Below are 22,279 nucleotides of genomic sequence, written 5' to 3'. Positions count from 1 at the left end.
TCAATTAATTTATAGCAATCAAACTCTATCGGATTTTGTATTCCACCCCAGATATCGCTTGAGATCCATTCCTCTCTGTTTTTAGTTTATATAGTTTTGATAGAGATTTTTAAAAAGATAATAATCATCCGGTACGCCAATGTCGATAAATGGTCCAGCTAGCTGACGAGCTTGCAAATTACAGGTCAATACCAACCGCGACATCACAGCAGTTTCTAACGAAAATACGTCGCTCGGCTGATCGGCAAATGCTTGATTACTAATTCGGTATAAACCCGCATTAATTTGTCCAGGACCAGTCTGGCCTCTGTCCAAGAAATTAACCACATGATTTTCTTGATCAAGCTCAATGCCGCCAAAGCGATTGCGATTTTGTACTAATACACTAGCAATACGCATTAATTCACCACCCCGAAGATCCAAAGGCACAAACATAGAATCAAGAGGGCCGCCTAAAAACGTATCTCCATTCGCAACTAAAGCCTCACTTAAGCCAGCTTCCAACATCACAAATTGTGTTGCGCCACCAGTGCCCAGACTTTGATTTTCTACCACGTATTCGATATTTAACTTCTTAGCCCAAGAGGATCTTATAGCGTCCAAAATTTGCTCAGAGCCATAACCCAACGAAAGGATAAAGTTCTCTATACCTCGTTGGGCTAGAGACTCTAACTGCCAACGCATGAATGGCTTGCCCGCAATTGGCGCCAAACATTTTGGCACTGAAGGGACCGCACTACGTAACCGCGTACCAAGCCCTCCCGCTAAAACTATGCATGTTTTAGATAACATTTCCACTCGGTGTTAAGTGGCCAAAAATTTTTTGCTCAACTGCTTCGCATATAATATGGCCAATTAAGATGTGGCACTCTTGAATTCTTGGAGTATCTTTACTGGGTACTCTCAGAAGGTATTCTGCCCGCCCCTCAAGGTCGCCATTTAACCCACATAAAACTGCCGAGCTTACCCCCAACTCTTTGCAAGCATCTAATGCCAAAATTACATTTGGCGACCGACCAGATGTGGTGATACCGACAAAAAAATCGCCTGGCCTTGATTGTGCCTGCAATTGGCGCAAAAACAAACGCTCAAAACCATAATCATTTCCGATAGCGGTAATCATTGAAGTATCAGTTGCAAGGGAAATTGCAGGCAGACCTGGGCGATCGAATTTGAATCTACTGACAAATTCGGCCGCTAAATGTTGTGCATCGGCAGCACTACCTCCATTCCCAGCAATTATTAGCTTATTGCCTCGATTATAAGTATTGATGATTCCATCAATAACTAAATCTACTGTTGATAATAGCTCTAAATTATTGAGTACCTCTTGTTTAACTCGAATGGAGTCTTGAATAGCAAATTTAATATTCGCTACGCTATCATGTAATAAAAATTTCTTCATTATTAAATTACTTGGTTAATGTGAACTTTAATTTCTTTAATGTACGCCAACCAAGAAAAATGATTTTTAGCATAATTGCGCCCCATCTGCCTGTTGATGTCGTATGAATTTTTATTACTGGCAATTTCAGTTATTCTTTGCACCCATTCGTCCGGAGTGTCACACAAAAAAAGACCTGTCTTTTGAAAATCAACCAAAGGACTTGCAGCTTTTGTTGATACTACACCTAGAGCACCAACGGCCAAAGTCTCTATTACCTTATTTTGAATACCCCCTCCCATTTGGATGGGACACAAACTGGCTATTGCCCCACGAATTGAGGGATATGGATCCTCAACAAACCCCGTCACAATGACTCTCGAGCTATAAGATGCGATGTTAATAATACGTTTATCTGGGTTGGCGCCTACGATATACATTTTAATTTCTGGCGGCAGCCTAACTAATACATTTTTGATAAACCATAGTGCCGCGTCAACATTAGGCTCATAATCCATTTTTCCAAAGAAAACTATTCCATCTCCGTAATCAGGACTAATTTCATTAACCTGAAATAACCGGGGATTGACTCCATGGGGAACTACACAAATATTACTTTTATTATAAAAAGAGGCTTCTAAATTATTAAATAAAAAAACTTTCTTAGATTTTTCAACAACCTCTCTTTCGTACTTTTTCATTCGCCTGCCTTCTTCCCTATAAACAAGTCTTTTTAGGCCAGAAAATCTATCGGCATCGTTTAGATATACTTGGCCTAGACTATCTGCAAGATCGCAGACTAAGGGGGTAGAATTTTTCAATAAATATTGAGCCCCTCGGATTACAGAGCAAACCGCCACAGAAGCAGTTTTTAAATCTTCAGAAATTGATTTTTTGGCTTTAAAAGAAAAAAATAATCCCATTTGAATAGGCAAATCATCCAGAGCACTGAAAAGCAGACCGAAAAAATAATCAAATAAATTGGGGGAGTGAAGCTCGACAACTTTGCAATATTTTCGGACACCCAAATATTCTTCATTCGATATCGACTTCCTTTGAATCACATGTAAGTGAATGTCAAATTCATCTGACAGGCCTTTTATCAACCAATAATTTTTGTTAGCAAACCCCCCCGTTAAGGGCAGGGGAAATGTGGTGGTAACTAAAACAAGTTTTTTAGGCATTGGTATCAAATGATGAACTATTTTCAATGATTCCCTTTACGTCACTTAAACTTTGAATTGTCAAATAATCAGCCACCAAATATTCATTAAAAAAATTTTCAATTCCGCCTGCATAATGAACGTATTTAATTTTACTATTTATAGAAAATAATAAATCCGAAAGCATATCTCCAATGTACAGAGTTTCATTACTATTTAAATTGGAGGCACTCGCCAAAAGTTCAAAGCTATCACTGTATGGTTTTCCTCGCTTTACATCATCACCACAAATAATAACATTAATTGGAAGTTTAAAATATTCAATAATTTCAATCGTATTTTTTCTAGGCTTAGATGTTATTAAAGAATAATCTATTTTTTTCTCTTCTAAATATTCTAAAAGATCTAAGGCATTAGGGTTAATTTTTATCAGATTTATATTTTCTGAATTGGATTTGAAATAAAGGTTGGATAATTCTTCGTATACTTTACTCAAGCCTAGTTTATCTGCTATCTTGCCAAATGGTAGTCCTACGTATTTTTTATATTCTTTAAACTCACAATTAATTCCCAGCTGATTGGTTGCCCTATTCCAGCTGTACTCCATCAACCCCTCTGAATCAATTAATGTGCCATCCAAATCAAAACTAATATGTTTAATTAACATAGGCTATCGCATATTGTCTATATAAATCATCATTTCTCATAGCTCTGATAGCCCTCTCATAATCGTCCTTGATGTCAACTGAAAAGGTTTCATTCTCAACCTCAAATGTGCCAATTGACATACCAGCCTCCAATCCTCTTAGCAACTCGATGCTTTCAATTTTCTCTAAATCTCCCTTGGGTAATTTTGAATACTTCTCAAGCGCTTTATAGGTAAAAGCGATAATGCTCAAATGCTTCTTTAAAAAAGTGCTTGTTGTAAACGGGTATGGAATATCTGAGCGACTCATATATAAAATTTTTCCCTTTGACTCAGATATTTTTACTATATTTTTATTCCCCACATCGCCAAATCTTAAATAAGGCAGCATAATTTCATAATTATTTTTTTGAAACTTGTCTACCAATAAATCAATTGATTCCGGCCTAATTAACGGTTCATCTCCTTGAATATCTACTATTACATCGCCCTCAGTCAGCCTAAGTATCTTTGCCGCTTCAGCAATTCTCTCAGTACCGTTGGCATGAAATGCGCCAGTTAAACAACATTTAATATGATGCTCAAAACATACCCTAGCTATCTCAATGGAGTCCGTACAAACAATTACTTCATCAAGTTTTTTTGACATTCTTGCCCTCATTGCCACATGGATAACCATGGGCATCTCAAGAATTGGTAACAATGGCTTATTTGGCAATCTACTGCTTTCCAATCTAGCTGGGATTAATCCAATCACCCCGGTCATATAAACTTTCTTAAAAAGATTGCCAAATCTTCTGGGGTTCCTAGACCAAACATACCTTGACCCAAACTACCGATATTGAAGTATTTAATGCGCCCTCCACCTTCAATCATCTCATTGTACGCCGGTGCTACATAGAACTCAGTGTTCACTCTTAGATTTTTTGCGATCATATTTTCAGCGGCCTCGACGAAGCCTGAGCCATGCTGATAGTTGTAAATGCCAACAGTTGCCTCATCAGACACCACTTTTTTTTCAACAACTAAAGTAATTTCCCCTCTCTCGTTTAGTTTGATAAATGACCACTTATCATCATAAGCTTTCATTGTCATGATTAAACCATCAACAGAGGCATCGTCTAATACCGCAATATATTCATCGATATTCACATCAATATATTGGTCGCAATTAGCAATCATGAGCTGATCTGCATTATTAATCAATTCTTTAGCCAAAAGCACTGTGCAAGCTGCGCCTTCCGTAACTTGGCTAACCTCAATAATCTTACATCCTGGCGCCTTTTCTTCTAACAGCGATCTAAGTGGGTAATTTCTTATATGCTCAGATTGGCAAATAAAAATAAAACGATGTTCTTTGGAAGGCCTTAAGTTATCAATCACTAACTCGATCATAGCTCTACCATTAACTGGAATCAATGGCTTAGGATCTTTATACCCCGCTTTCGAAAAACGACTGCCGTGACCAGCCATGGGTATTACTATATTAATCATTCCGGACTTCCTAAATACTTATCATCATTAGCACCAGGATATTTGACAACCGTCGTTGTCACATCGGTTAACGCCAAAAAATCTGTTGCCTGATTAGGTTCAATCACAATAATTGCACCAGATGAATAAATCACGCCATTCATTTTGACCTGACCATCTGTAATAACTGTAATCTCAGTAGCTACCTTATGGTAGTGTGAAAACTCATAGTCGCCAGCTTTGTATTTCTTTACTGCCACCTCAACGTCATTCGTAGATAAGACTGTTGGATTGAAATTGCCGACAAACCAACCCTTGATCATGTCACTTAGTTGAAATACTTTCACCTAGACACCTCGACCACATTGAGATTCAAACTCTTCAATCTTTTGTGGACTATAGAAAGTATGGTACCTCTCATTAGATATTTCAAAATGACCTACTTTTTTATTTGCCAACACAAATTCATTAAAGACTGGGGATATAAAGTATTTACCATCGACACTAGACCCATGCTTAATAGAGTCCATACCATACCTCACGAAGTCTGAACCTTTTTTATACATATAAAGTCCAGCAACTGCATGTTTGCTAATTGGCCGTTTCTCAGCAGTCTCAACTACCCGACTCTGGTGATCTACACGAACATATGACCAACGAGGGTGAACTGAACTAAATGTCAAACATGCTGCATCTAGATTGCTACTTGTAAATTTTTTCAGCCACTCCGAAATACCACCATCAAATATCTGATCAGCATTAGCAATTACAAGTAGCTCGGCATCATTCATATGCTCAACAGCCAATAGAACGCTACACAAGGCGCCTTCTGTATCTGCGCGCAACTTAATAAGCTGTGGCTTAATTGGGCTCAATAAAGTGAGCGTATTATCCAAATGATATTTGTCGCATTCATCTTGCCTAACAATGAAGATGATTTTCTCAAATAGCGTGTCGTGAGTTAGGTTTTCAACTACATGCTGGATCATGGGCTTACCCATAATTTCAATCAATGGCTTTGGGTAACCATATTCTTCAATACTAAAGAATTTAGAGTTAGAGGCAATTGGAATGACTAGGTTCATGCTTGCCCCTCAATTTCTGCAATCCTATTAGTGATATTTTCCAAATTAACATCATTGACATCACCAACAACCAATAGATGCGCCTCTGATGCTTTAGCAGCTTTAATGCCATTCTCATTGTCCTCAAGAATTAAACACTCTTCAGGCCTAAATCCTAAACGATTAATAGCCGTCACATACATCTCAGGATTGGGTTTAGCCTCTTTGACATCTTCATTGGAGATATAAAAATCAAAGTAATCTGTAATAGCAGCTCTTTCAATAAGAACCTCCATTGTTTTACGAATTGAGTTTGAACATATAGCCATCTTATAACCGCGAGCTTTCAAATTAGATAAAGCATACTGATGGTTAAAAGTAGGTTTACATTTAGCATACCCCAGTTGAAATGTGAACTCTTGCTTCATATCGTTAATAAAGTTATGAAGTGCTCTTGGCAGACCACGCTCAAGAGTCAACATTTCTAGCTTCTTCTTAGTTGGCAAACCATCGTAAGTAACTAGATGATCATAACGGCTAATTTCCATGCCGAATAAAGATAAGGCTTGATTAAGTGCTTCATAGTGCCAATCTTTGGCATCAATCAAAACACCATCCATATCAAATAAGACCGCTTTAATTTTAGGCATTGAAATATTCCTTAGCCTCTAGTGGAAAGTCTGTGCACAATGAAACCAGATCGTTTTGATGAAAGTTGTTCTCTTTTAAAAAGTGCCACAATTTCAAATGAGACCTATAATGAAGCTCTGGAGAAACAATGGCTACCTCCTTATGACTATCCAATAAATTTCTTATAACAGTTGCGTCATACCACTCTGATTCAAAAGCATCTATCCAAATACCTCGACTTTGGTCAAGAAAAGCTGGTGCAGCTTCATACTCACTTAAACGTGTAAATACTGGTATTTTTTCAGCCAGATAACCTGTTGTATCAGGCACAGACATATCAAACACAAAACAATTAGTCATGCCTGACTCAGTAATTAACCTTTTCACTAAAGAGTAAAGACCATCAGATTTAATATTAAGTGCCATAGGGGCTAGAACTGGGGTTCTTTTATAAAGATCAATAAATTCAGCAACCTTCATTGCACCATCAACGGGCACATCATGAGAAACCACTAACGAGCCATTCAAATCACGAAAATCCGTCTCAATGCCAAAACCATGCTCAAGAGCTCGGCTAAAAGCTATCAAAGTATTTTTCTCCGACTCTTCCAGCCAATAACCTCTATGAGCAATTATTTTCATTTTTTATAACGATAAATGAATAATTTTTTGGAAAGAATCTGTTAAAAAGAATAAAATCATAATATTTATATGTTTCATGCTTACTTGATAATATAAAATTATGGAAATAATCCGCATTTATAAGCTGATAGTCCACTATTTCATCATTAAAGTTTGGTGGTAAGATCTTGTTGCGACTTCCCCCTGCCAACACCCTAAATGCAGAATTTATCTGGCACATTCTTTTGTAGAAGAAGGAATCAATACTCTGAAATAGGCTTGCCCTGTAATGCGGATTTGGCTCATGCAGCGCAATGTATATACCGCCTGGCGTTAACTTATCTAAAATTTTATCTTTAAATTTAGATATATCGAATAAATGATGAATAAATGAAAAAGAAAAAATTAAATCATATTTCTTATTATTCTTTTCCATAAATTCATCAAAATCAACACATTCAAAATTGAAATTTTTTAGCCCATACCCTTCTTTCTTTTCCAAACATCTATTGATCATTTCCTGGGAAATATCTATTCCAGTAAACTGATCAAAATTCTTTTTAATGTAATCATGAAAGATGCAGGTGCCCACTGCCAATTCCAAAACTTTTTTGGGCTTAATATCTGAATATTTATTTATAGCATTAGTAAGCAATCTCTCATAGTATTTTTTGTTCGCACCAAATCTACTATAAGAGACCAAATTGTCATGGTACTGAGCCCAGTAATCATGGGCTTTAATATTCTCTCTCTTAACATCATCTTTCGATACTTGCATTTTTTACCCTAATATTTTTTTTAGCTGATCCACTACGTAATAAATATCCCCATCATCTAACTCCGGATGCAATGGTAGCGTCAACAACTTTGGATACAAGAGTTCAGTAACTGGCAATGGATAATTACTTTTATAGTAGCTTAAAGTGTGGTTGGGCTGATAATGTACGCCTGTTTGTACGCCAGCCTCCAATAATTTTTCTTGAATGGCTCTCCTATCAAATTTACCATTTAGCAATATGGGATATATGTGAGGAACTATTTCATCATAATTTTTTTTAAATATAGTGACTGCTTTTTCACCCCTTAAAGCATCATCATATTTTTTAGCAATACCCTGCCTACTTGATGATAGTTCGCCTGATCTAGCTAATTGAACGATGCCAATAGCAGCCATAATATTACTCATATGATATCGCCACCCTTGATTCTGCACATCAAACTCCCAACTTCTAGTACCCAAATATCTTTTTTCCGTATCCCTTTTAACCCCAAGCAATCTTGCATCATTAACATAATCAATAACCTTCGGATCATCTGATACCACACAGCCACCCTCACCAGAAGTGATATTTTTAATTCCATCAAAACTAAAACAACTAATATCCCCAAATGAACCTATAAGCCGCCCTGAACACCTACTACCAAAAGCATGAGCAGCATCTTCGACTATCCTCAATGAAAATTTGTTAGCGAAATCTAGAACTTCCATAGCAATATCAGCATTACCCCCATAAAACATAGGCACTATGGCTTTTGTCTTGTTTGTAATTTTAAATTTCGCATCATTCAAATTAACAAGTAGATTGCTGGGATCAACGTCGCATGGAACCGGCTGTGCCCCTGTAGCCGAAATTGCCTGAAAAGTTGCAACATAAGTAAGGCTAGGCACCAAAACTTCATCACCCATACCAATTCCTAAAGCTTCAAGTGCAAGCTGTATTGCAGCTGTTCCCGTTGATACGCAGGAAACTGGTCTAGAAAAATAGGTTTCTAATTTGGACTCAAAGAGCTGCACATAGGACCCCATGCCCAAATGTTCATCATCCAAGACCCGCAAGACAGCCTCTTTCTCTGCGGGCCCGATACATGACTTAGATAAACGAATTAATTTATTTTTCAAGTCCAAATTTTCCACTGGGCTTTTCCAGACCCCCAACAATCCTCCAGATAATCTCTATCTCTTTTGGTATCCATGCACTGCCAAAATCCCGTATGTGGAAAGGCCATTAACTGTCGATTTTGGGCAACAGCCTCAAGAGGATCTCTCTCTAAAACTGTTTTATCACCATCGATAAAGTCAAGGAAAGCTGGCTCAATAACAAAATATCCACCATTAATCCATCCCTCGCCTACCTGAGGCTTCTCTTGAAAGGAAGTTACCTGACCAAATTTGGAAATACCTAACTCTCCAAACCTTGCAGCAGGCCTCACTGCGGTAACAGTAACCAACTTTCCATGGCTTTTATGGAAACTTATTAACGAATTAATATCGACATCAGCAACACCGTCTCCATAGGTTAATAAAAAAGGTTCGTTGCCAATAAAGTTTCTCATCCTTTTTAATCTGCCACCAGTCATAGTGTCCAAACCAGTATCAACAAGAGTGATTTTCCAATCCTCATCAACTCTATTATGAGTTTCAATTTTCTGAGATTTGGTGTGAATACTAAAATCTGAATTTAAAATGGAGTAGTTTAAAAAATAATTTTTGATTACCTCAGCCTTATACCCCAATGCGATATTAAAGTCACAATGCCCATAATAAGCATAGGTTTTCATAATGTGCCACAAAATAGGCCTATCACCTATATTTACCATCGGCTTCGGAATCATTGTGGTGTACTCTCCCAGTCTAGTTCCAAACCCTCCAGCCAATATTAGAACTTTCATTTTTCAGTCCAATCCACCTTAAACTCATCTATGTCAACACGATCGATTTCCTCTGGATCGTGCGCTATATTGGCCAAATTGAGTAATAAATTTTTACCAGCTTTTAACCCCTTAAAACCAAACCATATGCCGGGCGGAACTGTTAGCAACTTATAATTGCCCTCTCCAATAATTTCCTTTCTAATATATCCATTGGATGGGTCAATAAAAATAAATAAAATATTTCCGACAGGGGCCACCAAATTCAATGTCATCTGCCTGTGTTTTTTCCACGCTTTTATTGAATTAAATTCAATGCTTGAAAAATATGCTTCCCCAAAGCCATGAAAATTTCCACTATCTTTTTTTAAAATATGCTGCACATCCCCACCCTTGACAGAAATAGTACTTAAGGGGGTTACTTTTATTTTATCCACCAAAACTACAGAGCCCATTTAACGTTTCTCTCCTTAGCGTCTGAAATATATTTTGAAATTTGCTGCAAGCTAAAGCTAAGTATGTCAACGTCTTTGTTGCGATAATTTCTGTACCAGCTTGCCGTTTCGTCAACTGTGGTATCAAAATTCCATACTGATTCCCATTTCAGCAAATTTAAAGCTTTATCACAATTTAAATTTAAGAGCCCGCTTTCATGCGGTCCACCATAATTTTCGGATATGTCAGCCCAAGAAAATCCAGCTAGAGAATTGGTAAATTTGTTAACAATGTCTTTCACTGGCTTATTTTGACCGGAAGATGGCCCAAAATTAAATGCCTGTCCATGTAAGCCCCCGTCTTGATGTAATTCTGCAGCCAATTGCAAATAGCCAGATAGCGGCTCCAAAACATGCTGCCAAGGTCTTGTTGCGGCTGGGTTACGTATTTCTACTGGAACCCCTGATTCCCAAGATCTTATACAGTCTGGAACAATACGGTCTAATGCCCAATCCCCCCCACCAATAACATTCCCTGCTCGCGCAGTTGCAACCCTTATTCCCCCTGATGGGGATAAAATTGATCTGACGTAAGATTGAATGGCCAACTCTGCGCTTCCTTTAGAGGCGCTGTAGGGGTCGGCCCCGCCAATTTGGTCGCTCTCCCTATACCCCCAAATCCACTCCTTATTATCGTATACCTTGTCGCTGGTTATAAAAATACAACTGCACGAATGTTTAAGGCTATTAATGGAGTCCAAAAGATTAACGCTACCCATAACATTGGTTAGCCATGTATACCTGGGATCACGATAGGACTCTTTAACCAAAGGTTGTGCTGCTAAATGAAAAATAAAATCTGGCTTTATATCCGAAATAAATTGATTTAAATATGAGAAATGAGAAATATCACCCCTATGGTCAACGATTTGCTCGCCAAAATCAAGCTCTGAAAAATGTGAGGGCATTGTGGGAACGTCAACGGAGTACCCATAAACTTTTGCACCAAGGCTGCTAAGCCATAAAGAGAGCCACGAACCCTTAAAACCCGTGTGGCCAGTAATTAAAACCTTAGAAGAGGAAAAATATTTATTTAACATACAGCATTCTAAAATAATTAATTAAAAATAATATAAAGCCTTTTAAATCAGATAAAGAACCAAATTTGAAATAATATTTATTAAATAATTTCATCATGATTTTTCTATATTTAAATTGAAGAGGGTGCAGACAAACAATATTCCATGGACGGCCAATAAAAGAATTAAAGTGAACAATCGTAGGATTAATAAAAGGGTGAATTTTCAAAAGCATGCTGAAGTATAGCCATCCATAGACGTTAAAATTTGATGGCAGAACTTTGACATCACAATTGTAAGTGTATAAGAAGCCATTCAAGCCGCACTGGTCATGAAAGACTATGAGTGATTTATTAGCACTCATCCAATCGAACATATTATAAAAACAGTTTGATCTTTTCCATAGGCTATTATTAAATAATAGTACTCCACTGTTTAGATATAGTGGATTATTGAAATATTTAATCAGTGGCAAGTTTTTAATATTATAAAACTCAGGCACGCCACCAATAAGGTAATCATGCATACCAAAAGGAGGTAAGGCTAATTCATCAATTATAAGTGTATCTGAATCTAAATATAAGGAAAAATCATATTTATCTGAAATTATGCTTGGGATGTAATATCTTAGGTACCCTGTTAAGGATATTTTTTCATCCACTAACAAAGAATAATTTGAAAAAATTCCTTTATCTAAAATTGTAGTTTCAACCCCTAAGAGATTTAATTTATCAACGTATATATCATCAAGATGATGTAATGAGTAAACGTGCACATTACCACTATAGCCATTATTTCTTAAGCTATAAATTGAAATAATTGCTTGAGAAATTAAATTATTATCAACGCAATAATAAATACAATAATTAATTTTAATTCTTTCTAATTATAAAAATTGCTTCGAATCCCCAAAATTTCCATGTAATACCCGGGATTACTTTTTTTAATGCTAGTGATATAAATTCAAATGGAATTCCGAATACAATATAAAAAAAGTTTCTATATCTCTTATTAAATAGAATAATTTCATAATCGCTGGTTATAAGTCTTTTGAGATTATTTAAGCTAATTAAATTGATATGTGTGGGATCTTGACTGAAATTTAAAACACCATCTCGCGTTGGATAATTAATCGATAAATATGATGGTGTTGCAACATACATAATACCATTAGACTGCAATTTATCCAGCATTGATAAGAATACACCATATGGGTCATAACAATGCTCTAAATTATGAGATGAGACAATTAAATCATATTTTGAATTTAAATTATTAATTGCATTAGAAAAATTATTCTTGTCTCCAACTAATATTTCAAAATTGGGATCATCTGATTGATGATTAATAATATCAATACCAGTATAAAATATATATTTATTAATTAAACTAGTAATTTTAACTGAATTATTTCCACATCCAACATCAAGAATGCGCCCCCCTTTAGGAACATTTATGATAAACCTTTCCTTAGATATTGGAAATAAAAAGGATTTAAGGACATAGTAAAAATTAATATCTGTAATTTTCATACGCAAAATTTATAAAATCATAATTGAGAGTCATTGTATTATGAGCCAAGCTTCTATAGTAAGGCTCGGTAATAGTCCTATTGTAGTAGTCTGCATTTTTCTCAAAGTGCATTGGATAATGATTGACTAAAGTTATTAAGCGCTTTGGCATACATAATCCAATCGTCAATTCATCAGAAATAATATGATTTTTTACCATATATTGAAGGAAATCACTCGGTAGATAATTCAAGAAATCAACACCCGAAAGATTGTACATTAATCGAGTTTCAACAGATCCAATATTTGGCCAATCTCTAATTCTGAAAAATTTGAATAAATGATTGTACCATTTTGACCTGTATTCTATAATTTTTATTTTTTTTGAAATATGAAACATCCTCAATAAATCATCAATAGGGCCAGCCAGAAAATGATCGTTAATATGTCCAGGTCTATAGATAGGCAAATTTAAGGAAATTACCTTGTGATAACCAAATTCATTCCAAAGTCCATTTAAATGTGAAATGAAATGCTTATTTAAAACAATTTCATCACTACGAATTTTTATTACATGAGTTAATCCTAAGTCTTTCAGATATAACAAACCATTGAAAGTACTTACAATTTGTCTATTTAAATTTAAAAATCCAGGATCAATTGGCTGCTCATTTTCAATCACGTGAATATTTTCGAGTGAATCAAAAATGCCATTATCTATAGAATTCCTCCAAGTTGAAAAGACAATTGGGATGCAAACTCCATTTAATTTTTTAAGAAAAGTTAATGTTGTAGCTGAAATTGGACCCTGAACTACTATACCCAATTTTTCTTGGCCAATGGGTTCAAATTTTTCAAATGGAGATTCATCATCAATCCAAGAAATCCTGATACCTGAGGCATATAATAAAAAAAAGCCATTGCCAAGATATTTTCTTAAACTATCCGCAACCATCCAAGAAATCCTGCTAATATTATCTTGCAGAATGGCCAGTATCAAATATAAGAAATATTCAAAGCCAATCTTATCCTTCAGGTCTAAAATTCTACGTAGACTTATCATATATGTAATTATTATTAACTTTATTTATTATATTTTCATCATGAGTAATTACTAATATATTCATATTAACCGAAAAAATAAAATCAAAAAATCTATCAATAATAGATTTTTGAATTCCAACAAAAGACTCATCTAAAATATAGTTATCATATTTTTTATAAAAAGCTCTTAATAAAAATATTCTGCGTTTCTCCCCTCCACTAAGTGTTACATAACTATCGGTATTGTTGATTTTAAAATTACTGTAATCAATGTAACTATCACATTCAAGAATTTCAAACAGCAACTTAAAGTAGTCAAATAAAGGCATTGTTCTATTTAACGTTACATTTTTAATAATGCTTGTATGAAAATATACAGGATCTTGAGGCAGCATATAAAATTTAGAAGGATTGCTATTAGCCACCCTCCGACAATAGGTTGACTTACCAGAACCTGAGGTACCAGATAATGTTGCGACGCCCCTGAACATGTTAGATTTCATTTATTTGCTTCAACGTTGGTATACCAGACATTACTCTATTAATATTTGCAAATATTTTTATAGCAATAGGTAGCAGTCGAAAAAGAATCACCCCAAAAGCTGCCAAACTCTTCATGCTATCACCGCCCGCTATAATATATGCCAATAGAAAGAAAGCACAAATAAGCTCTAAATAGCTCTTAAATGATTCCATCAATGAAAATTGAAGTATTTGATATTTATTAGAATATTTAAATGTTTTATCTATTTCATATCTAACAAACTTTTTTTCATCTAAAATATTAACTTTATTTTTTATAAAATCCGCTAAATCCTTTATTTTATCGCTATAAATATTCAATCCATAATTCAAACTTTTACTTGCATAAATTAAAGTTTTGATGGGGTAAATCAAAAGTACCAATAAAATAATTATTGATGAAAAGACCATCAATAAAAAACTTAAGTTGAAATGTAATTTAATTGATTGTGTAGAAACGTATACTAAACCAATAGCATAGAATAATATGAAAAAAATATCATTTACTAAAGCTATTGACCCAGAACCAAATGCATGAAAAACTGCATTCATATTAGTTGTTAAAATTTTTACAATATTGCCTTGAGTAATGTTATTTTTAGTTCTCGTAAGGCGAATGACTAATAATTGTAAAAATTTTTCTTCAAATTTAAATAATAGAATATTTTGAGAAATAATTACTAAAATAGATATGATCGTTTTTATTATAAATATATAAACCAAATTTAGATATTCATCACTATTATTTAAATTTACAAATATATAAATTTCTAGTAGGGACAATGCACCTGATAACATACTAAGCGCTATTATAGCTATAAAGCTTTTATTTATTTTTTGCATGATAATAAAACATTAAAAAATAAATACATACTATAGCTTTTGGCTCATCTATTGGTGAGCCAATTAATGTCAATATACTTATCATAATAAAAAAATATTTATTTTCTTTTAGCAATTCATATAGAGCATAGTAATACAACCAAACACCCAGTAAGCCATGCATTAATAGCAAATTAAATGCTGTTATTTCAACCCTATGAGAATTAAGACCCAAGGTACCGGGACTATCTTTTGGAATTATATATTCGATCAAATTATAACTTGTTAACTGGCTCCTTCTCTCAATAAATGAACTACTTTCAAAGAAATTAAACAACGCATTTGCCTGGGCCATGAGTTTATTATCGCCAACATAGGCAAGTATGATCAAAAAAATTAAAATTGATGACAAAAATGCCACAATGAGTCTAAAGTTATATTTTAAAAAAAATAAGTTAATTAATGCTAGCTTACTCAAAGTTAACGCATTTCCAATTAATATCCCCAGAGAGGCAAGGTAACCTATTGGAAGGATTAATAAAAATAGAGTGTAGAACAGAATATTGCTATGTAAATACTTAAATACTCCAGATGCTCTTCCATACAACTCATCTTGAGAGTAGAGTTCGGATATAGAGCTAATATCATAGAATTGCAGTATTGATATGATCAAATTAAATATCAACAAAAAATATGGAAGATTAAATCTTTTAACATTTATTCTATTCCTTAAGTTATTTAATAGAATAAATATTAGAAGTCCACGAGCCAACTCTTTGAGAATTTCAAAAAAATCTACAATATTCGAATAATTAATTAGGGTCAGGAGTATTGTATTAGAAATCCATAAACTTATCCATGTTACGTATTTTAATCTTATAAAATTTAAGCGATGAATTTGGACGAATAAAAAAAAAGAAAAAATTAAATACTCTAGATTCAATCCAAATAAATTTTTTGGGGAAATTAGATATAAAAAAGCACTATACATAGAAAGTATTTTTTAACACTGTCATCAATATAATCATACTTTTGCATAATCCAATATTGAAAATATTACGGATAACCGTTTTAACCAATACCAAATTCAATGAATATCTTTCATTGAAACCCAATTTATTTACTTTTGAGATATGCAATAATTCTTCAGCATATTTATTAATATTATTTAGCAAATTACTTGATGCACTAATATTAAACCTTATATATCCTTCGTTAATGTAAATACCCTGTCCATAACTTAGAATACTTAAAATTATATCGGTATCTTCACAGATGGATAAATCTTCATTAAATCTTATTTTATTATCATTAAATATTTTTGATGAAAATATTGCTGATGAGAAACAAATATCATATCGTTTAATTGCATCTTTCTTTGTTATTTTTTTATCAGAATATTTGGAAAATTTTCCAATCTCCTTTCCATCTTTATATATGATAGCATTTGAGTATATAAATACTACATCATTAATCATAAAAAGATCGACAATATTCTTTATATAATTATTTTCTATAATGCTATCATCGGCATCTAAAAATCCGAAATAATCATAATTATTTACATGATTTAATGCTAAATTCCTTGCGGCACCCAAGGTAATTTTATTATTTATCCTTGTATAATTGATTTCATTTTTAATATATCTCTTAACTATTACATCAGTTCCGTCTGAAGATGCATTATCTATGATCAATAGGTCTGTAGGGTGACTCTGATTTAAAACTGATTCAATGGCATTCTCTATATAATTTGCACCATTGTGTACATTAATAATTATTAAAACCTTATTCATTGGTATATTTTTTGCCTGATTTGTTTTTTTATTTTCATATCTGAAGCATCAAAAGCAAATTCACCTGGATATTTTGCCCACCCAATTCCTAAGGGCTCAATTGGTACTATTACTATTTTATTAGTAGTACTAGTCCTTACTCTATCAAAAATATAATTTTCCACTGAGAAATTCCTGCTAACCGATTCATATTTTTTTTCGCATATTTCGTTTATTTGCTCTTGTTTAAAAATAAAACTCTTTCCATATAGCTCTTGTAATATTTGTTTCGTAGTATATATATATTGATCTCTTAGCTCGTCTTCTCTTTCAGCGCTTGATGGTCCTACTATAATTTCGCAATTCGCTTTAAAATACGCTGAAATGACCTGCAAACAATATATTGACGTTGGATAATGATCGGTTCTTACTTTAAGTACATATTTATTTCTCACATGAGCCAAACCATTCATCACGCCTGTAATTTGATTATTTATATTTTGTGGTCCTGGTTTTTCTGGCTTTTTTTTAATCAGTATAACTGCTCGCTTTCCAACCAATATTTTAAGAATCAGTCCATAAAAATTATCCCAAGTAGAAATAATGCATTGAACTCTATTTTTCTTACATAAATCAATCCAACTCAGACAGCACTTTAATTCGGTGAGTCCTAATATTGGCCCTTGTATTAATACATCCATTTTTACTGTATTTGAAAGATATTCTTTGTTGCATTTGTATGCCCCACTTACTTTTCCTACAAATATCAATCTATTTTTATTCAATAGATTTTGGTATATGAATTTACTAAATAAATTATTTTTTTTACAAATAAAAAAAATGATAAATCTAACTAATGAATGATTTTTTAGGTAATTCCAATACTTATTCAATCCACTCATCCCGCAGCTTAACTTCATCTTTAGTAAAAACATGTTCGACATACTTTTGGGCCAGGGAATAGTAGATGAACACCTTGGGCTCTTTTTGTTTATATTGTTCGGTTGCGTGATAAGCGTTATGTTGATTTACAAACATAACAGCAACTCCTTTCATTTGCTGCACTCTTTTGAATATCTCGTAGTCACCATTTTGCAATATCCGAGGATATTTATCTCGCTCAGCAGTCTTGCATAGCAACAAATTTTGATTTTCTGACCCCCCCAAGTAAATTAGACCCACAATTAATTTATTTCTATTGTCTTGGTGTGGCGGTACGTAATAACCTGAAAGTGCATATCCTATATTTATTGTTATCTCGTACTTAGGCTTAAATAGCCTCATTGGAATTTCTAGTGAAATGCCTTTTCTTCGCATCTTACCGTTCAGTCTGATTAACAAAGATTGATAGTTTCTCCTTAACCTAATGGAAGCTTGCTCAAGTGGAAAGTGGTCCGAAATATCAGTTGAATCTACATTCAGTTTCTCGGCCGATTTATTCCAGTATTCAGCCTTCGATAGCTCGCTTTGAATCCTTTTTAAAAGTAAACTTTTCTGATAAACCCTCTTATACATTTCTGATCCATACGGAATATCTACACGCCCACCTGAATATGATTCATCTTTGCTGTATATAATTTCAGCATTAATTATCTCAATCAATGCATTAATTTCAGCCGTACTAGCGCTCAACATGCCATTAACCACTGGGAATGGCAAATCAGAATTTAAAGCATTAAATTTAATCAATTCCTCATGCGGCATAATATTTGTTCCCATAAATATCTTTTTCTATTGAATCGATTTTTAGCAGATTAACTTTATAGTCGTTCATTTTTAGGTCCAAAAGCATGGTTGAGGAAAGGCCAACATACCTATATTCTTTTAATAAATCCTTCAATACGGAAACTTCTAATCCCATATTTTTTATGATACTTACTATTTTTAGTATTTTTTTAGGGGGTAAATTTGGATGCGGCTTCAGAAGAATAGATTTTACTAAATTTTTATAAATTAATGCATCAATACTTATTGCATTAATATAGTTGCAGCTAGATAAAATTAGTACTATATTTCTTTCATTTTGAATTTCATAATATTCAATTTTATCTTTTATTTGATTTCTAAAAAATGCATCGTGTAAATCAACTGAATTTGATTTATTTTCACCATTCAGGTTCAAAATACCATTTTGGTCAATCCCAAGATCCATAACATTTCCTAGGGCCTTGAGTCCCTGATTTAGATTATGTGGCGTAACCCCTCTTCTGACCTTAATTTTCGATTTCTTATCACAAACCTTAATTAGCAGGTTTTCATGTGGCATGCCCTCATAATCCATCACTATTACTTTTCCATTAATGTGATTTTGCGCTATTTTCCAATAAAACAAGTGATGGCGATTCGCAATGTCTGTAATCGCATTTATTTTAACTTTCAATGGATAACTTTTGCATTGAAAAATTGCCCTTATTGAATAAAAATACTCAGCTATTTGGTCTTTGATCAGCTTTATCAATCTACTGAAGGAGGTTTTAATAATTGTTTTTTTATCACTTATCAAATGTGGCAAAAATATATTCTGAACACCTGCATCACCCTTATCATTTATATAAATTTTGTTTGTTTTTAAGCTAATTCCCTGATTTAGTATACTCAAAAACATTAAATATAAAAATAATTTTGTATTTCTCAATGACCCATACATCATTCTCAAGAAACAATACAAGTATCCATCAAATAGAAGTCGATCAACGTCCTTATTTTTGATCAGTCTTTTGATTCTTGAGTCACACTCTTGATCCCATAAATTACATGGTGAAATTAGATTTGTATTCGCCACTTCTAATGCAGTATCAAAAAGGAGTGGATTTTTCTTGTTATTCATTTCAACTCATGACGACAATGAAAAAATTGCACCTTTAGGAATCCCGCTCATTGCCAGCGATCTTGCGCATCCACCCTTCAGCGACACACTAAAGAATAAATACATAAACAACAGAGCCAAGAAAACAACGCATACTCAAGCCTGCTAATGGCCGATCTCGCACACATATTTGAACTTTGCCCTTCATTACAAGACCCCGCCCGCTTCGCTTTTGATCCTGGTAATCATCTGCCTTGCCAGCGCAATCAGCAAGCCCAAAAAGAGACCGCCAAATAATCCGCCAGCCAAAGCGATGCGTTTTTTGGGTGAGATTGGCAAATCACTCGCATAGATAGGGGCGACTAAATGGGTCGTGCGATTTTGATTGCTAGTTACCACATTTTTTAAGGCGGTTATCTCGTCTAGGAGGTAACGAATCTCATCTCTCGTTGATAGGTAGGCAGTGCTCATAACTGAGCCAAACTTGTCCGCCTTAGCTACCAAATCCTTGGCTTTGGCCAGGCGCAGCTCATCATCAGCCAACTTACTCTTCGCCTCGTCAATATAGGGCGTCAGAATTTGAGACTGGGTTGTTTTAATCAGCTCAAAAATCGCATTGGCGCAGCTTAGAGCAACTTCTTGGGATGGGCCAAAGGTCTTTAGTTCGACCACGTTGGCAACGCCCTTGGCAGGGGTCAGCTTAATGCTTTTGCTTAGGATTGCTCCCGCATTGCCACTATCGTCTACCCCACAAGCAGCAATAGTCTGTGGCGTAAAGCTGGTTGGAATGGACATCCTAGAAACCAGGAGGGCGGGCTCCTCGATATTAGCCCCTAGGGGATTGATATTGGTGTTAGCGGTGCCGATTTGGGCCATCGCGATTTGGGCTGTTGCTTCATATTGCTTAGGGGTGATTGCCAGGTAAGCAATGGAGAGGGCAATTCCGAGGACACCAAAAACGAGGATGACTTTATAGGCGCTCTTTAAAAAGCGCAGGATATCGATCAGGGAGATTTCTGACTCGTCTTGAGCTTGGATTGTTGAAGTTTTTGAGTTTGGTGTCAGACTATCCATATTTCAGATATTTATTATTAATTAAATAATCATTGATAATAACTTAACCTAAAACTTTATTGAGCCTTTAGGGGGCTTATTTCAGGCTACTAGCCACATTTATTTTCCCAGCTCCATAATTTTCGAAGCCCGATGGGCAGCCATTAAAGTCTCGCTAGCTTATAGCACTCATTTTAATAGGGATTTGGGGATTTTTGGCCCTGCTCAGATTGATAATCTAGAGCCTGAATCAGACCAAACCCTACTAGGGTAATACAGAGATATTTATAGATCGTCAACTCTACTTGACCTCGCAAGCAATAAAAGGCGATAAAACCAACTGCTAGCCCTAGGGAGCAATTTTTAGTCAATTGAGCCTGTTGACTTAGCTCAGAGCGGGTAAACGATTTATACAAAGACCAGAGCACGGCTCCAGAAAACAGAAGCTGCGCAAGAACTGCAAATATACCCCCAAAAAAACCAGCTGATAGAAACCAATTATGAGGGCTGCCAAAATTTTGGATCTGAGGGTGGTTCAATTGTAGTTGAGTAAAAGCACGATCCCAGGCCTGCCTTCCAAAGCCGTGCCCAAACCAAGGCACCTGAGTAATGAGATCAATACCGGGCAACCAAGCATTCTGGACACGATCGGAGATTTGCAGGCTGCGATTGAGGGTGCCGTCAAATAAATGTGGGGCTATTACAGAGAACAAAAAACGGAGGGCTATTAGAACGCTAGCGAGTACAAGAACCCAAACGATTGTCTGCCCTATTACAACCCAAACTCTTTTAGGCTCGCCGCTAAGAGTCATGGATCTTTTGCGCAAGATCCAAATGCTGATAAAAAATAGTAGCTCTAAAGCCAAAATTCCATAAGTTGATCTAGCGCCCGTACCCCCGCTCAACATGATCACTATTAATAAAAGTCCAATCATGAGACTCATCAAGAATGGGGATTGTCGATTGATATTTTGATGGTGCAAATGGCCGTTGCTCCCAAATATACGGGCCAACAAAAAAGGAGTAAGAAATAAATAGCCGTCGCCAAACCACCGATGCGTGTAGTCGATGCCAATCGGCTGATTGTTCAGGACTTGGAATCCGTAATACCCTAAGTCGCATGCGGCTAATAGGATAAGTGCCATCATGCAAGCGTTCGCAAAGTATTGGAGACTGCGTTGATTTAGTGGAATGACTAATAAGGTAACTACAGCTAGCCCAATATGAACAGCATACTGGGCACCAAAGGCCACAAAACCCTCTAAGAGCGGAATTTGAGTTGCAGTCCCCAGCAGAAATAAGGCACTCATCATAGCCAAGCTGCCCGTAACTAACTGATTGGCCTTTGAGCTTCTCATTGTTTGCCAAAGTAGTTTGGCATTTTGCAAGGAAATTAGAGGCAGGCCAAAGAGGATCAAAGCCAGTGCCAAAAAGTCTACCGGCCTTTTAATAAACTCATTAAACACTAAACAGATGTAGAGACCAACCATCCAGAGGTAAGATTTTCGGGCAAACACTTCGAATGGATGAGGATTCGTGTTTAAATTCGAAGGATTGCTCGCATTACTTTTTGATGTTGAAGCTGCCATCGGCCGATTTTAGC

Annotated in this window: 27 protein-coding genes; all 27 read right to left on the bottom strand. The window is 35.1% G+C overall.

Features of this window, described 5'->3' with window-relative positions; genetic code table 11:
* Positions 1-81 precede the first annotated feature (81 nt).
* Positions 82-792, bottom strand: coding sequence for a sugar phosphate nucleotidyltransferase (locus AOC06_RS01765; RefSeq protein WP_215380741.1), 711 nt, complete (start codon positions 790-792; stop codon positions 82-84).
* Complete coding sequence (locus tag AOC06_RS01760; RefSeq protein WP_215380739.1) at positions 782-1,405, bottom strand: D-sedoheptulose-7-phosphate isomerase; 624 nt, start codon at positions 1,403-1,405, stop codon at positions 782-784. The genes AOC06_RS01765 and AOC06_RS01760 overlap by 11 nt, the downstream gene beginning before the upstream one ends.
* A 2-nt stretch (positions 1,406-1,407) precedes the next feature.
* Positions 1,408-2,568: a glycosyltransferase gene (locus AOC06_RS01755; RefSeq protein WP_215380737.1), complete on the bottom strand. Its 1,161-nt coding sequence runs from the start codon at positions 2,566-2,568 to the stop codon at positions 1,408-1,410.
* Positions 2,561-3,214 (bottom strand): HAD family hydrolase, encoded by a 654-nt coding sequence (locus tag AOC06_RS01750; protein ID WP_215380735.1) that lies wholly within the window; start codon positions 3,212-3,214, stop codon positions 2,561-2,563. Before AOC06_RS01750 ends, AOC06_RS01755 begins: the two co-directional genes overlap by 8 nt.
* Complete coding sequence (locus tag AOC06_RS01745; RefSeq protein ID WP_215380734.1) at positions 3,204-3,959, bottom strand: 3-deoxy-manno-octulosonate cytidylyltransferase; 756 nt, start codon at positions 3,957-3,959, stop codon at positions 3,204-3,206. The genes AOC06_RS01750 and AOC06_RS01745 overlap by 11 nt, the downstream gene beginning before the upstream one ends.
* Positions 3,956-4,687 carry a glycosyltransferase family 2 protein gene (locus AOC06_RS01740; RefSeq protein ID WP_215380732.1) on the bottom strand — a complete coding sequence of 244 codons (732 nt, stop codon included), beginning with the start codon at positions 4,685-4,687 and terminating at the stop codon, positions 3,956-3,958. Before AOC06_RS01740 ends, AOC06_RS01745 begins: the two co-directional genes overlap by 4 nt.
* Positions 4,684-5,013, bottom strand: a complete 330-nt coding sequence (locus AOC06_RS01735) for a hypothetical protein (protein ID WP_215380728.1) — start codon at positions 5,011-5,013, stop codon at positions 4,684-4,686. Before AOC06_RS01735 ends, AOC06_RS01740 begins: the two co-directional genes overlap by 4 nt.
* Positions 5,014-5,751: a glycosyltransferase family 2 protein gene (locus AOC06_RS01730; RefSeq protein ID WP_215380726.1), complete on the bottom strand. Its 738-nt coding sequence runs from the start codon at positions 5,749-5,751 to the stop codon at positions 5,014-5,016. It abuts the gene before it with no gap.
* The gene (locus tag AOC06_RS01725) at positions 5,748-6,380 is read right to left on the bottom strand and encodes an HAD family hydrolase (protein ID WP_215380724.1); all 633 of its coding nucleotides are present in this window, start codon (positions 6,378-6,380) and stop codon (positions 5,748-5,750) included. The genes AOC06_RS01730 and AOC06_RS01725 overlap by 4 nt, the downstream gene beginning before the upstream one ends.
* On the bottom strand, positions 6,373-7,002 hold the full coding sequence (locus AOC06_RS01720) for a PI-PLC domain-containing protein (RefSeq protein WP_215380721.1): 630 nt from the start codon (positions 7,000-7,002) through the stop codon (positions 6,373-6,375). The genes AOC06_RS01725 and AOC06_RS01720 overlap by 8 nt, the downstream gene beginning before the upstream one ends.
* Positions 6,983-7,759 (bottom strand): class I SAM-dependent DNA methyltransferase, encoded by a 777-nt coding sequence (locus AOC06_RS01715; RefSeq protein ID WP_215380719.1) that lies wholly within the window; start codon positions 7,757-7,759, stop codon positions 6,983-6,985. Before AOC06_RS01715 ends, AOC06_RS01720 begins: the two co-directional genes overlap by 20 nt.
* 3 nt (positions 7,760-7,762) lie before the next feature.
* Positions 7,763-8,881, bottom strand: a complete 1,119-nt coding sequence (locus tag AOC06_RS01710) for a DegT/DnrJ/EryC1/StrS family aminotransferase (RefSeq protein ID WP_255879999.1) — start codon at positions 8,879-8,881, stop codon at positions 7,763-7,765.
* The gene (gene rfbF / locus AOC06_RS01705) at positions 8,878-9,651 is read right to left on the bottom strand and encodes a glucose-1-phosphate cytidylyltransferase (protein WP_215380717.1); all 774 of its coding nucleotides are present in this window, start codon (positions 9,649-9,651) and stop codon (positions 8,878-8,880) included. The genes AOC06_RS01710 and rfbF overlap by 4 nt, the downstream gene beginning before the upstream one ends.
* Positions 9,648-10,085, bottom strand: a complete 438-nt coding sequence (locus AOC06_RS01700; protein ID WP_215380716.1) for a dTDP-4-dehydrorhamnose 3,5-epimerase — start codon at positions 10,083-10,085, stop codon at positions 9,648-9,650. The genes rfbF and AOC06_RS01700 overlap by 4 nt, the downstream gene beginning before the upstream one ends.
* The gene (gene rfbG, locus AOC06_RS01695) at positions 10,073-11,164 is read right to left on the bottom strand and encodes a CDP-glucose 4,6-dehydratase (RefSeq protein ID WP_215380714.1); all 1,092 of its coding nucleotides are present in this window, start codon (positions 11,162-11,164) and stop codon (positions 10,073-10,075) included. Before rfbG ends, AOC06_RS01700 begins: the two co-directional genes overlap by 13 nt.
* Entirely contained in the window at positions 11,154-12,002 is an 849-nt protein-coding gene (locus AOC06_RS01690) for a glycosyltransferase family 8 protein (protein ID WP_255880068.1), read from the bottom strand. The genes rfbG and AOC06_RS01690 overlap by 11 nt, the downstream gene beginning before the upstream one ends.
* 13 nt (positions 12,003-12,015) lie before the next feature.
* On the bottom strand, positions 12,016-12,675 hold the full coding sequence (locus tag AOC06_RS01685) for a class I SAM-dependent methyltransferase (RefSeq protein ID WP_215380712.1): 660 nt from the start codon (positions 12,673-12,675) through the stop codon (positions 12,016-12,018).
* Entirely contained in the window at positions 12,656-13,717 is a 1,062-nt protein-coding gene (locus tag AOC06_RS01680) for a WavE lipopolysaccharide synthesis family protein (RefSeq protein ID WP_215380710.1), read from the bottom strand. Before AOC06_RS01680 ends, AOC06_RS01685 begins: the two co-directional genes overlap by 20 nt.
* A complete protein-coding gene (locus tag AOC06_RS01675; protein WP_215380708.1) occupies positions 13,701-14,093 on the bottom strand; it encodes a P-loop NTPase family protein in 393 nt (130 codons plus the stop codon). The genes AOC06_RS01680 and AOC06_RS01675 overlap by 17 nt, the downstream gene beginning before the upstream one ends.
* 97 nt (positions 14,094-14,190) lie before the next feature.
* A complete protein-coding gene (locus AOC06_RS01670) occupies positions 14,191-15,063 on the bottom strand; it encodes a hypothetical protein (RefSeq protein ID WP_215380705.1) in 873 nt (290 codons plus the stop codon).
* Positions 15,047-16,033: a hypothetical protein gene (locus tag AOC06_RS01665; RefSeq protein WP_215380702.1), complete on the bottom strand. Its 987-nt coding sequence runs from the start codon at positions 16,031-16,033 to the stop codon at positions 15,047-15,049. Before AOC06_RS01665 ends, AOC06_RS01670 begins: the two co-directional genes overlap by 17 nt.
* The gene (locus AOC06_RS01660) at positions 16,026-16,838 is read right to left on the bottom strand and encodes a glycosyltransferase family 2 protein (RefSeq protein ID WP_215380700.1); all 813 of its coding nucleotides are present in this window, start codon (positions 16,836-16,838) and stop codon (positions 16,026-16,028) included. The genes AOC06_RS01665 and AOC06_RS01660 overlap by 8 nt, the downstream gene beginning before the upstream one ends.
* Positions 16,835-17,719: a WavE lipopolysaccharide synthesis family protein gene (locus AOC06_RS01655; RefSeq protein ID WP_215380697.1), complete on the bottom strand. Its 885-nt coding sequence runs from the start codon at positions 17,717-17,719 to the stop codon at positions 16,835-16,837. Before AOC06_RS01655 ends, AOC06_RS01660 begins: the two co-directional genes overlap by 4 nt.
* Complete coding sequence (locus AOC06_RS01650) at positions 17,703-18,536, bottom strand: hypothetical protein (RefSeq protein WP_215380695.1); 834 nt, start codon at positions 18,534-18,536, stop codon at positions 17,703-17,705. Before AOC06_RS01650 ends, AOC06_RS01655 begins: the two co-directional genes overlap by 17 nt.
* Positions 18,511-19,644, bottom strand: a complete 1,134-nt coding sequence (locus AOC06_RS01645) for a hypothetical protein (protein WP_215380694.1) — start codon at positions 19,642-19,644, stop codon at positions 18,511-18,513. The genes AOC06_RS01650 and AOC06_RS01645 overlap by 26 nt, the downstream gene beginning before the upstream one ends.
* 186 nt (positions 19,645-19,830) lie before the next feature.
* A complete protein-coding gene (locus tag AOC06_RS01640) occupies positions 19,831-20,697 on the bottom strand; it encodes a Wzz/FepE/Etk N-terminal domain-containing protein (protein ID WP_215380693.1) in 867 nt (288 codons plus the stop codon).
* A gap of 173 nt (positions 20,698-20,870) precedes the next feature.
* Complete coding sequence (locus AOC06_RS01635; RefSeq protein ID WP_215380691.1) at positions 20,871-22,265, bottom strand: O-antigen ligase family protein; 1,395 nt, start codon at positions 22,263-22,265, stop codon at positions 20,871-20,873.
* Between the last annotated feature and the right edge of the window lie 14 nt (positions 22,266-22,279).

This window comes from Polynucleobacter paludilacus, from assembly GCF_018687595.1.
Lineage (GTDB): Bacteria > Pseudomonadota > Gammaproteobacteria > Burkholderiales > Burkholderiaceae > Polynucleobacter > Polynucleobacter paludilacus.
This window is presented reverse-complemented; position numbering and strand designations above follow the sequence as displayed.